The 11,875-nt window shown below is 73.2% G+C and carries 11 protein-coding genes; 2 read left to right on the top strand and 9 right to left on the bottom strand.

Annotation, left to right across the window (positions count from 1 at the left end; all coding sequences use genetic code 11):
- Nucleotides 1-3: 3 nt before the first annotated feature.
- The 5 genes from ACFXKZ_RS26930 to ACFXKZ_RS26910 all read right to left on the bottom strand — a co-directional run bounded on the left by ACFXKZ_RS26930 (nucleotide 4) and on the right by ACFXKZ_RS26910 (nucleotide 3,245).
- Nucleotides 4-363: a GNAT family N-acetyltransferase gene (locus ACFXKZ_RS26930; RefSeq protein WP_380003577.1), complete on the bottom strand. Its 360-nt coding sequence runs from the start codon at nucleotides 361-363 to the stop codon at nucleotides 4-6.
- Nucleotides 364-533: 170 nt separating this feature from the next.
- Nucleotides 534-716, bottom strand: coding sequence for a hypothetical protein (locus ACFXKZ_RS26925; RefSeq protein ID WP_380003575.1), 183 nt, complete (start codon nucleotides 714-716; stop codon nucleotides 534-536).
- Nucleotides 717-852: 136 nt separating this feature from the next.
- The gene (locus ACFXKZ_RS26920; RefSeq protein ID WP_380003574.1) at nucleotides 853-1,242 is read right to left on the bottom strand and encodes a hypothetical protein; all 390 of its coding nucleotides are present in this window, start codon (nucleotides 1,240-1,242) and stop codon (nucleotides 853-855) included.
- Between the two features lie 250 nt (nucleotides 1,243-1,492).
- Complete coding sequence (locus ACFXKZ_RS26915; protein WP_380003573.1) at nucleotides 1,493-2,614, bottom strand: hypothetical protein; 1,122 nt, start codon at nucleotides 2,612-2,614, stop codon at nucleotides 1,493-1,495.
- A gap of 94 nt (nucleotides 2,615-2,708) precedes the next feature.
- On the bottom strand, nucleotides 2,709-3,245 hold the full coding sequence (locus tag ACFXKZ_RS26910; protein WP_380003572.1) for a helix-turn-helix domain-containing protein: 537 nt from the start codon (nucleotides 3,243-3,245) through the stop codon (nucleotides 2,709-2,711).
- Nucleotides 3,246-3,329: 84 nt separating this feature from the next.
- Between ACFXKZ_RS26910 and ACFXKZ_RS26905 the strand changes: the two genes are divergently transcribed.
- Nucleotides 3,330-4,496 carry a pyridoxal phosphate-dependent aminotransferase gene (locus tag ACFXKZ_RS26905; RefSeq protein ID WP_380003571.1) on the top strand — a complete coding sequence of 389 codons (1,167 nt, stop codon included), beginning with the start codon at nucleotides 3,330-3,332 and terminating at the stop codon, nucleotides 4,494-4,496.
- A 67-nt stretch (nucleotides 4,497-4,563) separates the two neighbouring features.
- Here the strand turns inward: ACFXKZ_RS26905 and ACFXKZ_RS26900 are convergent, their stop codons facing one another.
- Nucleotides 4,564-5,166 (bottom strand): hypothetical protein, encoded by a 603-nt coding sequence (locus tag ACFXKZ_RS26900; RefSeq protein WP_380003570.1) that lies wholly within the window; start codon nucleotides 5,164-5,166, stop codon nucleotides 4,564-4,566.
- A 135-nt stretch (nucleotides 5,167-5,301) separates the two neighbouring features.
- Complete coding sequence (locus ACFXKZ_RS26895; protein ID WP_380003568.1) at nucleotides 5,302-5,745, bottom strand: MarR family winged helix-turn-helix transcriptional regulator; 444 nt, start codon at nucleotides 5,743-5,745, stop codon at nucleotides 5,302-5,304.
- A gap of 56 nt (nucleotides 5,746-5,801) precedes the next feature.
- On the opposite strand from ACFXKZ_RS26895, the gene ACFXKZ_RS26890 reads away from it, so the two are divergent.
- The gene (locus tag ACFXKZ_RS26890) at nucleotides 5,802-6,212 is read left to right on the top strand and encodes a VOC family protein (protein WP_380003567.1); all 411 of its coding nucleotides are present in this window, start codon (nucleotides 5,802-5,804) and stop codon (nucleotides 6,210-6,212) included.
- Here ACFXKZ_RS26890 and ACFXKZ_RS26885 read toward each other — a convergent pair.
- Nucleotides 6,209-9,472, bottom strand: coding sequence for a BTAD domain-containing putative transcriptional regulator (locus ACFXKZ_RS26885; RefSeq protein WP_380003566.1), 3,264 nt, complete (start codon nucleotides 9,470-9,472; stop codon nucleotides 6,209-6,211). The two genes, ACFXKZ_RS26890 and ACFXKZ_RS26885, sit on opposite strands and share 4 nt — an antisense overlap.
- Nucleotides 9,473-9,663: 191 nt before the next feature.
- The gene (locus ACFXKZ_RS26880; protein ID WP_380003565.1) at nucleotides 9,664-11,661 is read right to left on the bottom strand and encodes a CocE/NonD family hydrolase; all 1,998 of its coding nucleotides are present in this window, start codon (nucleotides 11,659-11,661) and stop codon (nucleotides 9,664-9,666) included.
- Between the last annotated feature and the right edge of the window lie 214 nt (nucleotides 11,662-11,875).

Genomic DNA, 11,875 nt, shown 5'->3' with positions numbered 1-11,875 from the left:
GGCTTACACCCCGAAGGCGTCGCGGCGGTCCTCCGGGACCAGGTGGGTGTACTCCGGGTGCTTGGCGATCCAGTCGCGGATGAACGAGCAGTACGGCAGCACCGCCAGGCCCCGCTCGTGCACCGCGTCCAGCGCCGCGTGGGTCAACCGCCCGCCGAGACCCCGACCGCCGAAGCGCGGTTCGATCTCGGTGTGCGTGAAGGCGACCTCGTCGCCGCTGACGAAGTATTCGGCAAAGCCCGCGAGTTCGCCGGCCCGCAGCGGCGGCGCGACCGGGCCCGAAGCGCCCTCTGCGGCGTTGTCGGCGGCGATGAATATCTCGTAGCGGGACTTCGCCGGGTTGTCGACGACGCGCGTTTCCATGCTGCTGCCTCCTGGCTCACGATCGAACGGTCGAGTCGGCGGCCCGGGAATCCGGACCCACGCGCACGCCCTCGGTCACACCGATCGCCGCTCGCGAACCCCAACCGTATCGACCCGGCGAGCGGGGCCCGCGGGCCGCTCCACGGGATCCGGCCGGCGGGATCCGCGCGTCACTCCTCCTCGTCGACGTACACCTTCGTCCCGTCCGGATACACCTTGTACACGCGCCCGTTCTCCCCGCCGATCGCCGGCAGACCCGCCGCGTGCAGGTCCGCGACGGCCTTCTCGACGGCCTTGGTCACCAATTCCGCGGCCCGCTCCCGGCCGATCTCGTCGATCAAGGACTTCGTCATCGATGTCTCCTCGTCTCCTCATCTCCGTAACCCCGTGCGGCACCCGCGACTTCGCGGCCCCACCCCCAGGGTGCCAGGCGTGTTGCCACCCCGACACCCCCGCACCGGGCGGCTCGGTCGGCGAACGGATGTGCGGTCAGGCGGGGTCGACCAGTTCGGTCCGGTCCGTGCCGCCCGATCTGACCTCGAACACGGTGAACCCGTGCGGCCCGGCCAGCACCTGGTGCACGCAGCCGGACGGGATGAACACGACGTCGCCCACCCGCATGTGCACTCCGCCGCTCAGCCCGTCGCCGGAGAAGACGTCGCAGCTGCCGGCGGTGAGCAGCACGACGGTCTCCTCCCCCGCGTGGTGGTGCACGGCCGTACGCTCGCCCGGTCCGAGCGTGGCGAAGAAGCCGCACAGGCGTCCGGAGCCCACCGTCGCGGTGGATACACGTTCGCTGATCCGGATGCCCTGCGCACCGACGAGGTCGGCGCCGGCGGGCACGAGCACGGCTTTGGTCATCGGTTCACGGTCACCCATGAGTTCAGGGTCGACGCCGCTCGAAGCCGGGAAACACACAGGAGAGCGAACCACACCGAATGGGCGAGTGTCGGCCTTCACCGCGCTAGGCCCTGTCCGGCGGATCTTGGTGGATCAGGCCGCGTCGTCCGGTGCCGTGCATCGGCGTGCCGGAGAAGCAGCCGCATAGTGGTTCTATTCGGCTGTTTCTCCGGTGCGGCGAGGTGCGGTGCCGGGCGGCGCGGACCCGCCAAGATCCGCCGGACAGGGCCTAGCGGGCGATGCGCTTCTCCACCTCCGTCGTGACCCGTTCCACCCCTCGGGCCAGGTCCCGCACGAGCCCGTTCACCCGGAGCGCCAGCGCCGACGCCACCGTGCCGGCCGCGCCGACGAGGTCGCCGGCAACCGCCGCCGGCACCGCTGCCGCCGCCGCGCCGCGTACCCCCGCCGGCGCGGCGGGGAACGGCAGCGGCAACGGCCCCGCCACCGAGCGCAGGTCGGAGAGTACGCCGCTCGCCAGCGCCAGCAGCGCGTCCGCGCCGGACACGTGGGCCTCGCAGTGGCCGTATCCCTTCAGCGCCGCGTGCAGGAAGGCGGTCGCGTACACGTTGGTGATCGCGTGCTGCTCGGCGAAGGTGATCGAGGGCTTGCCGTCCCGAGGCAGCCCGGGCAGGTGGATGTCCACGTCGCACGGGTCGAGGAACTGCACGTGGTTCCCGCCGGAGATCTCGACGTACGCCTTGTAGCCGCGCGGAACCAGGTCGAGGTAGTGCAGCCCCGATCCGGGGGAGATCCGGTCGTTCTGACCGGACACGATCAGCGTGGGCGTGGCCACCGTGCGGATCTCGACGTCGATCCCCGCGTACAACGCGGCCTGCTTCACGTTGCGGCCCGGCGCGAAGCCCAGCACCGCGCGGATGCGCCTGTCCCGCGCCGCCGCGAGCAGCGCGCCGGCCCCGCCCAGGGACACCCCGACCGCCGCGAACGCGTCCCTTTTGATCAGGCCGCGCAGCGGGTTGAACCGGTCGTCGTCGATGTCAAGCAGCTTGTCGATGGCGTCGCCGATGGTGTCCGCGTGCATGTGCGGGTCGAGCGCGAGGATGTTCTCCGGGAAGTAGCGGAAGACGATGTAGCCGTGCCGCACCACGTAGTCGGTGAACCAGTCGTACATGTTCGAACCGGTCCAGGTCGCGGGCGCCATGATCACCGACGGGTACGAACCCTCGGAGGGGTCGGCCGGGGCCAGCCAACCGTCGTATTCGGCCGGGTAGCTGATCTTGGCGAGGGTGAACCCCGGCCCACCGGTCCAGAACGGGAACTCGATGGTGCCGATGTGGAAGGGTCCCGGCAGGTCCGGCCGAACCGGATCCCCGAGGACGAAAGAGGATGCCATAGCGGGAGTCAACCGCCCCGAACTCGCTGCGATACGACGAACGTTGGTCACAGTACGGTAACCCCGCCCACATCCGGCGGCGCCGGCGCCGGGGTCAGTGATGCACCATCAGCAGCACCGCCCGATTGTGCTCGTCCAGCCCCCGGTACACGTGCGGCCGGGCCGCGTCGAAGCGGATCGAGTCGCCCGCCGCCAACTCCCGCGGATCGGCGGCCGGTCCGATCTCCACCCGGCCCTCGGTGACCAGCAGGCACTCCTCCACGCCGAGCCGGTGCGGGTCGGACACCTGTTCGGTGGTGTCCACGTCGAGTTCGTACAGCTCGACCCAGCCGCGCACGTGCACCCGATGCAACAGGCGGCCCCGGACCGCGTCGCCGCGCACCGTCGGACCCTGGTCGGCCCGGACCACCGTGACGGCCGACGCACCGCCGTCGAGCAGCCCGCCGAGCGGAACGTCCAGCGCGGCGGCGAGCGCCCACAGCGTGCTGAGCGTCGGGTTGGCCTCGCCCTGTTCGATGCCGTGCAGCGTGGTCTTGCTCAGCCCCGCGCTCGCGGCGAGGTCGGCGAGCGAGTGGCCGGCCGCCTCGCGGAGGACGCGGATGTTGTTGCCGATGTCGCGCGCGATGGTCATGCGGGTTCCCTTGCGATGGTCATGGCGTTCATTATACTGGACCGACGTACCAGTTTACCGGCATGTTCGAGGGAGATCGGCATCATGGTCACTCGGGTAACCCGCCTCCGGCACATCCCGGGCATCGGCGTGGACAGGGTCGGCGACGCCGCCGACGCCGCGCACGACCCGGAGCTGTTGCGCCTGGAGAACCTGGACACCGACATCCGCCCGCCGGCCGTGGCGCTGGCCGCCACCCGGGCCGCGATCGACGACGACGACGCCAACAGCTACCTGCCGTTCCACGGCTCGGCGCGGCTGCGTGCGGCCGTCGCCGCGCACGTGGGCCGGATCGCGGGGCGCACGTACGACCCGGACACCGAGGTGGTCAACGCGGCCGGTGGCCTCAACGGCGTGCTCGACGTGCTGCTCGCCACCGTCGAGCCCGGGCGCGAGGTGGTGATCGCCGACCCGATCTACGCCGGCCTGGTCAACCGGATCCGCCTCGCCGGCGGCGTCCCGCGCCATGTGCCGTGCCAGCCGAGCGCCGCCGGCTGGCACACCGACCCGGACGAACTCGCCGCCGCCGTCGGCCCGAACACCGCCGCCGTGCTGGTGATGGCGCCGGCGATGCCCACCGGCGCGCTGCTGGACGGCGGCCACTGGGACGCGCTGGCCCGGGCGGTCGCCGCGCACGACTGCTGGGTGATCTACGACGCGGCGATGGAGCGCATCCGCTTCGACGGCAAGGCCCCCGACCACCCCGCCGCGCATCCGGGTCTGGCCCACCGCACGGTCACCTGCGGCGCGGCCTCCAAGGAGCTGCGAATGATCGGCTGGCGGGTCGGCTGGGTGGTCGGCCCCGCCGAGCTGATGGCCGACGTCAAACTCGTCGGCCTGAGCAATGTGGTCTGCCCGGTCGGCATCGCCCAGGAGGCGGTCGCCGCCGCGCTGTCCGCACCGGACGCCGACGCCGATGTCGCCGCCGCGACCGCGATCTGGCAGGGCCGCTGCGCGACGATCCTCGACCGGCTCGCCGACTATCCGTGCGTCCGCCCGCACGGCGGCTGGTCGCTGCTGATCGACACCGTGGCGATGGGCCTGTCGCCCGAGGTCGCCGCCGAACGGCTGTTCCGGCTCGGCCGGGTCGCGGCCACGCCGATGAACGGGTGGGGGCCGGCGGGCGACACGTACCTGCGCTTGGTGTTCGCCAACGAGCCGGCCGAGCGGCTGGACGACCTGCGCACGCGGTTCGTGGCGGCGTTCGGCTGAGCGGGCGGGGCGGGTGTGGCGGGCGGGGCGAGCGGGGCGGGTGCGGCGGGCACACCGGGGGTGCTCCTCAGCAGCTCGAATCCTCCGACACCAGGCGCAGGATCGGCCTGCCGGACTCGGTACGGCGCAGGTCGTCGGCGCCGAAGCCGAGTTCCGGGTCGGCGTCGTTGAGGATGCGACACATCGCCTCCCTGGACTGGTTGCCCTCGGCCAGCAGCCGCCGTATCAGCGGCTCGTCCTCCGGCCGGTCGGCCCGCTCCGGGTCGGCGCTGCCCTCGTACAGCCGCTGCACCAGGTCGAGCAGCGCGTGGTCCTCCGGCCGGAGCGCGCCGGGGCGTCGGTTCCGGCCCGCCGGGTGGTTGCGCCGCAGCGCCGCGCCGGCGGCCACCGCCCGGAGCGAACTCACGTCCCGCATCGCGGCGACGGCCCGTGCGGCCCAGGCACGCGGGCTCTGCCGGCGTCGGTAGTCGAGCCGGTGTTCGGGCGGCGCGATGCCCCGCCGGCCGGCCCGTACGGCGGCCACGTGGGCGCGCATCCGGTCCACCGTGGGCCCGTCGACCCACTCCAGGCCCCAGGCCGCGAATCCGTCCACGACAAGTCGGACCTCGACACCCGCGACACGTGCCAACTCCCCGTCGAGGCCGTACTCCCGGATCCCGCGATCGCTCACTGGTGTTCCTCTCCGAGCGCGTGATCTTCGTCCGGCCACTGCACCGGATCATGCCCATGCCCGGATACTCGAACACACTTTGAATCCGCAGACCAAATCGGCGCCTCGGGGGCACGGGCACCGCCCGGTCTCGGATCAGCGAAGCGGCAGTTCGTGGTGCATCCGGAGCAGGAAGTCGTGCAGGAGCGCACGTTCCTCGCCGTCCAGCGGGGCCAGGATCTCCTCCTGTACGGCGCGCGCCGCCGCCTCCTGCTCGGCCAGCGCGGCGCGCCCGGCCGGGGTGAGCGTGACCCGCAGCCGGCGGCGGTCGGCCGGATCGCGTGTGCGCTCCACCCAGCCGGCGGCGGTCAGTTCGTCGAGGACCTTGACCACGTCGCTGGCATGGATCCCGAGGCGTGCGGCCAGGTCGCGCTGGGCATGCGCGCCGAAGTCGGCCAGCGCGGCGAGCACGGCGGTGTGCCACAACCGCAGCCCCCGCAGCGCCAGTTGCTCACCGAGCCGACTCCGGGCTGCCTTGCCGACGCGGGAGAGCAGGTAGGTGCTGAGCGCGGTCAGCGTCGGGGGTGTGGTCTCGTCCATGACGTTATTGTAGGGTCACACCAATCATTGGTGCACACCTATGAATAGGAGTTCCGATGGACGCCCTTCACCCACGCCTGCTCGTCGACCGGTTCACCGAGTGTTTCCGCTTCTACGACGCGGTACTGCCCGCGCTGATCGGCGCCACCCGGGCCAGGGGCGACGAGAACGGCCCGTACGCGAGCTGGGACGTGGGCACCGAGGGTGCGCTGGTCCTGTTCGACCGGGCGATGCTCGCCTCGGTGGTCGGCACCGAGGACCTGCCGGCCGCCGCCCCGGGCCCGACCCAGGACCGCATCATGCTGGTCAGCCGGGTCACCGACCTGGACGCGGGCTACGCCCTGTGCCTGGCGCACGGCGCCCGCCCCGTCACACCGCCCACCCACCGCCCGGCCTGGGGCCCCACCCTGCACAGCGCCCACGTCCGCGACCCGGACGGCAACCTGATCGAACTCCAGGTCTACTAGCGCGGGTTCGGCGCCGAGTCGGCTCGGGCATCGGGGGTGAGCCGGGCGGTCAACGCGGTCGCCGCCGCATCCCGGGACAACGTCGCGCCCCGGTCGTAGGCCGCCCGGTGGTCCTCCTCGCCCAGGATCGCGACGAGTCGGTCGACCAGGGCGCGCAGATCCGGGCTGCCCGCGTCGAAGATCCCGCGCAGGGCCGTGCCAAGGCCCAGCACCTCGGCCGCGTCGACGGGCTGCCCCGTCGCCTCCAACAGCGCGGCGAGCAGCTCCGCCGTCGGCGCGACGTCGGCGAAATCGCCTCGCCGGATCGCGCCGGCCGAGATGGTCGCCAACAACTCCCGGACCCGCGCGGACACATCGTCGCCCTCGCCCTTTGCGGCCCGGGCCAAAAGGGTGGCCACGCGGCCCTTGGCGACCAGGTCGCCGACCATCTCGGCGGGCAGGGACAGGCTCTCGGCAAGCACGTCCAGCCGGTCGAGCGCCGCTTCGGCCGCCGCGAAATCGCCCATCCGGCGGTGCAGTTCGGCGCGACCGGAGAGCACGGTCAACTCCAGGTGCCGGTGCCCGCGCTCCCGTGCCCGCGCCTCGGCGACGTGCAACTCGCGCTCCGCGCCCGCCAGGTCGCCGGCGCGCATCCGCTCCGCCGCGAGCATGCCCCGGTACATGGCCAGGTCGTCCTCGGAGCCGAGTTCGGCCATGAGCGCCACCGCCTCCTCGAAGGCGGCGACGGCCTGCGCGTGTTCGCCGCGGATCGAGTGGTGCGAGCCGACGGCCATCGACACCGACGCCAGGCCCCACCGCTCGCCCAGTGCCCGGAATCCGCGCAGCGCCTCGGCCCGCGCGGACGCGCCCGAGGTCCAGTCGCCGCGGTCGCTGCACACGAAGTCCGTCGCCCAGTGCGCGCATGCCCGGGCCCACGGGTCGGACCCGTTCGACATCCGGGCCAACTCGCGTTCGCCGACCTCGACGTTCCCGGACAGGAACGCGGCCAGCGGCAGCCCGACGGCGAGCGCCGGATAGCGCGCGACCACGTCCGTCCGGGCGCATTCGGCCAGCGCCGCGCGCAATTCCTCGCTGTCCGCGAGCCGGGGCACGGTGATCGCGGCCAGCACGTGCATCGCGCCGAACGCGGCCCGCGCCGCCTCGGGCAGCGCATCGCCGAAGCCCAGCACCTCCGGGACGATCGTCTCGAACGGCGCGCCGATCCCGCGAATGCCCCAGTACCAGAACAGCGCGGCGGCGAACCGCGCGGCGGGCTCGGCCGCGCCGGCGTCCAACGTGGCGCGCAGCGCGGCCATCAGGTTGGCGTATTCGGCGTCCAGGACCGCCAGCGCCTGCAACTGCGCGGCGGTGCGCAGGAGCGGGTCGTGCCGCTCTGCCAGGTCCAGGCACCAGCGCTCGAACCGGGCCGCGAACTCGGCGCGTTCCCCGGCGCGGTCCAACTGCTCCGCCGCGTAGGCGCGTACCGTCTCCAGCATCCGATAGCGCGGTTCGCCGTCGCCGACCGCGTCCACGATCGACTTCTCCACCAGCGAGCCGAGCACGTAGAAGACGTCGTCCGCGGCCAACTCCCCGCCCGCGCACACCGCTTCGAGCGCGTCCACGGTCGCGCCGCCGGGAAACACCGCCAACCGGCGGGCGAGCATACGCTCCGGTTCGGCGAGCAGGTCCCAGCTCCACTCCACCACCGCGTGCAGCGTGCGCATGCGCGGCGCCTCGGCCCGACTGCCCGCGTTCAGCAGCCGGAACCGGTCGTCGAGCCGCCGGGCGATCTGCTCCACGCTCATCGCCCGCAGCCGGGCGGCGGCCAACTCCAGGGCCAGCGGCATCCCGTCGAGGCGCCGGCAGATCTCCACCACCGGGCCGATGGTGGCCGCGTCCAGTCGAAAGCCCGGCCGCACGGAGGCGGCCCGGTCCAGGAACAGCCGTACCGACGCGGCCTGCGCGACCGTGTCCGGGTCCGGCCCGGCGCCGTGCTCGGGGATCGGCACCGGTATCGGCAGCGGTCCGACCCGGCACAGCGCCTCGCCGGTGATCCCCAGCGGCTCGCGGCTGGTGGCCAGCACGGTCAACCGCGGCAACCGGTCGAGCAGGCCGTAGGCCAGCTCCGCCGCCGCGTCGACCAGGTGCTCGCAGTTGTCCAAGACCAGTACGGCCTCACCCACGTCGAGCAGTTCGGCCACCCGCTCCAGCGGCGAGCCGGTCCGGCGCGGGCGGGCGTCGGAGGAGCGCAGGTCCCAGGAGCCGAGCGCGGCCGACACCGCGTCGACCACGCCGTCCGCGCTGCGCACGCCGGCGAGCGGTACGAACCAGACCCGGCCGCGCCCGTGGGCCGGATGCCGGCTCACCGCCTCCACGGACAACCTGGTCTTGCCCGCGCCGCCGGCGCCGACCAGGGTGACCAGGCGGGAGCCGGCCATCAGCTCGCCCAGCAGCCCCAGTTCCGCGTCGCGGCCGAAGAAGCCGGTCAGCCGGGTCGGCAGGTGATCCGCGACCGGCTCGGGGCGGGTGACGGCGGGGCCGGCCACCTCGCCGCGCAACACCGCGAGATGGGTCTCGCGCAGTTCGGGCGAGGGATCCACGCCCAACTCCCCGGCCAGCCGGCCGCGTACCTCCTCGAACACGGCCAGCGCCTCGGCCTGGCGGCCCGCCGCGTACAGCGCGCGCATCCGCATCGCCGCGCTGCGCTCGCGCAACGGATGTGCGGCGCAGGCCGCTTCCAGGTCGGCCAGCACCTCGGCGTGCCGACCGAGCCGCAGTTGTGCCTCGAACCGGTCCTCGGCGGCGTCCACCCGCAACCCGTCCAGGCGGGCGGCGACCGAGCGCGCGAACGGCGCGTCGGCCAGGTCGCCCAGCGCCGGCCCCTCCCACAGGGCCAGCGCGTCGGCCAGCACCGAGGCCGCCGCGGCCGGGCGGTCCGCCGCCAACTCCCGTCGACCGCGCGCGGCCAGTTCCTCGAAGCGGCGCACGTCCACGTCCTCCGGGCGCAGCGCGAGCCGGTAGCCGCCGCCGACCAGGTCCACGGACACTCCGGCCGCCCGCAACACCTTGCGCAGCCTCGACACCAACGTCTGGACCGCGTTGCCGGCGTCCGCCAGGGGTTCGGTGCCCCACAGCCCGTCGACGATCGTGTCGACCGACACGACGTGCCCGGCGTCCAGCGCGAGCCGGGCCAGCAACATGCGCAGCCGCACGCCCCCGATCTCGATCGGCGTCCCGTCGTCCCCCTGAGCCCGAACCGTCCCGAGCAGTGCCACGCGCATCCGCCCAGGATCCCAGAGCCGCGAAACCGCCCGACGACCGGTGGTCGCGGGCGGCACGGATCGGCGCGACGCGGGTCACGGGTGGCGTGCCGGCGCGGCCGGCACACGGGCACGCGCCCGGTCGGGGATGCCTCCCCCGGCCGGGCGCGTGCGAGTCATGCCGTCATCGGGCGGTCATCGAGCGGGCACCGCTACGGGCACACGCTCGTGCACGCCGTGCCGAACGCCGAGGCCGGCGCCAGCGGGATGGTGACCGACGACGGGTTGGCGGGACCGGACTTGAGCTGCCAGATGCCGGCGAGCAGGCCCGGCGTCTGGGTCAGCGTGGCGGACAGGTGCGGGGTGTCCGCGGTGGTCACGTTCACCCGGATCCGGTGGCCGGGGGCGATCGAGGCGAAGGTCGGGAAGACCTCCACGTCGTAGCGCACGACCTGGTTCGTCGGCACGGACGACGTGGTCGCCTGGGTCGACGGGTGGTACGGCATCAGCATGCTGCCGTCCGGGGCGTACCAGCTCTTGGCCGGGTCGATCGCGCGGTGCGAGCCGGCCAGGGCGCCGGAGCTGAGCGGCACCGAGGAGCCGTCGGGGGCGACGTCGGTGACGGTCACCACCCAGTGCGTCTCGGGGGTGTTGGACTGGGCGTACAGGGTCGCGCCGATCGGGCCGGCGAGCACCTTGGTCTCGGTCATCGGGGCCGTGGTGTAGACGAGCGAGCCGGTCCCGGTCTCCCGCGCGGTGTTGCTGTCGGTACAGGCCGGGTCCTTGATGAAGCCACCGAGCCACTGGGCCGTCGAGCGGGTGCACGGGCTGTTGTTGGCGGTCCAGCTGATCCACTCGCTGCCGTTGGCGGTGGGCGCGGTCGTGCTCAGCCCGCCGTCGTTGGCCGAGGCCGGGGCGCTGCCGGTGCGGCCCTTGTCCAGGTACAGGCGGGTGGGGTCGGCGCCGGTGAACGGGTAGGCGCGGGTGTCCAGCCAGCGGTTGGTGCCCAGTTCCTTGACGTGCAGCGGGTTGGGGTTCGCGGCGCCGGTGATGCCGGTGTCGATGCCCTTGAGCCACTTGTCGTACCAGCGCAGGTGCAGCGCGGGCAGGTCGAGCGTCGGGTCCTGGCGCGGGTCGTGGTACCAGGGGCCCATCAGGAGCTGGTAGCGGTCGGTGACCGGCTGGTCGGCGGTCATCGGCGCGCCGACCGGGCGACCGGCCCACGCGTTCTGCAGCCCGGCGTAGTTCATCAACGCGCCGCGCTGGAACAGGTCGTACCAGCCGCCGACCAGGAACGCCGGCACGCCGTTGGCGACCACGCTCGCCAGCATGTCGGCGGGGCGCCGCTGCTGCCAGAAGGTGCCGTCGTATGCCTGCGCGCCGCCGCCGAGCAGGCCGGTGAGGATGGGCAGGTTGGACTGGGCGACGCCGCCGAGGTGCTGGATCTCCAGGGTGAGGGTGTCCAGGATGTTCTGGGTCGAGCCCTCGCGCAGTGCCTCGGCCAGCGGCGCGGTCATGTGCGAGATGCCGGTGTAGGTGAGCCAGAAGGACATGAACTGGGAGTCGGGGATGCCGCCCATGGTGACCAGTTCGCGATACAGGTCGTTGCCCGCCACGAGCGGGAAGATCGCCTTGATCGGCGAGTTCGGGCCGACGGCGGCGGCGGTCATGATCTGGTTGATGCCGGCGTACGAGCCGCCGTACAGGCCGACCTTGCCGTCGGCGTGCGGCAGCGCGGCGGCCCAGTTCGCCAGTGCGGCGCCGTCCTGGCCCTCGATCGGCGCCCACGGCGACCAGGAGCCGGCCGAGGTGCCGGTGCCGCGCACGTCGGCGCTGACGGTGATGTAGCCGCGCTGGGTGAACCAGGACAGTTCGGCCTCGACGCTGCCCCGGCCGTAGGGGGTCTGGGTCAGCAGCACCGGGAACGACCCGGCGGCGGGGGTGGTGGTGCCGGCGGCGGCGGGCGTGCGGACGTCCGCCCGGAGCACGGTTCCGTCGGCCATGGTGACGGGGACGTTGAGCTGTGTGGCGACGCCGTACTGCGCGACGCTGCCCTGCACGAGCGGCGTCGCGGCGGCGGGCGTCGAGCCGGCCGGGACCGCGCCGAACAGCGCGGCGACGAGGGCGAGGACCGAGCCGAGGGACACGACGAGGCGGCGTCTGGCCGCGACTTGCCGAGTGGCCCGCTGTCTGCGGATGTGGACGGACACCCTGACCTCCAAAGGTCGTGCGAGGGTGAAAATGAACAAAAATGGATGAAACGGACGAAGATGGCGCGTGTTTCGTCGGGGACGGTGGATCGGGGTGGATGGGGCGTAACGAGGGTGAAGCGAGGGTGGATCCAACCGGGGCGTGGGGTGCGGCGGGCCGGGGCGGGGCCGCCGAGGGCCGCACGGCGCTCGTTCAGGGACCGCACCTCGGGGC

This window comes from Embleya sp. NPDC059237 (genome assembly GCF_042754105.1).
GTDB lineage: Bacteria > Actinomycetota > Actinomycetes > Streptomycetales > Streptomycetaceae > Embleya.
Note: the sequence above shows the minus strand (reverse complement) of the source record. Positions and strands in the feature narration are given on the sequence as shown.

Excerpts from the sequence above, each read along its gene's own strand:
- ACFXKZ_RS26890 (WP_380003567.1), top strand. The coding sequence starts at position 5,802 with ATGGACGCCCTTCACCCACGCCTGCTCGTCGACCGGTTCACCGAGTGT.
- ACFXKZ_RS26905 (WP_380003571.1), top strand. The coding sequence starts at position 3,330 with ATGGTCACTCGGGTAACCCGCCTCCGGCACATCCCGGGCATCGGCGTG.
- ACFXKZ_RS26910 (WP_380003572.1), bottom strand. The coding sequence starts at position 3,245 with ATGACCATCGCGCGCGACATCGGCAACAACATCCGCGTCCTCCGCGAG.
- ACFXKZ_RS26915 (WP_380003573.1), bottom strand. The coding sequence starts at position 2,614 with ATGGCATCCTCTTTCGTCCTCGGGGATCCGGTTCGGCCGGACCTGCCG.
- ACFXKZ_RS26930 (WP_380003577.1), bottom strand. The coding sequence starts at position 363 with ATGGAAACGCGCGTCGTCGACAACCCGGCGAAGTCCCGCTACGAGATA.
- ACFXKZ_RS26925 (WP_380003575.1), bottom strand. The coding sequence starts at position 716 with ATGACGAAGTCCTTGATCGACGAGATCGGCCGGGAGCGGGCCGCGGAA.
- ACFXKZ_RS26920 (WP_380003574.1), bottom strand. The coding sequence starts at position 1,242 with ATGGGTGACCGTGAACCGATGACCAAAGCCGTGCTCGTGCCCGCCGGC.
- ACFXKZ_RS26895 (WP_380003568.1), bottom strand. The coding sequence starts at position 5,745 with ATGGACGAGACCACACCCCCGACGCTGACCGCGCTCAGCACCTACCTG.
- ACFXKZ_RS26885 (WP_380003566.1), bottom strand. The coding sequence starts at position 9,472 with ATGCGCGTGGCACTGCTCGGGACGGTTCGGGCTCAGGGGGACGACGGG.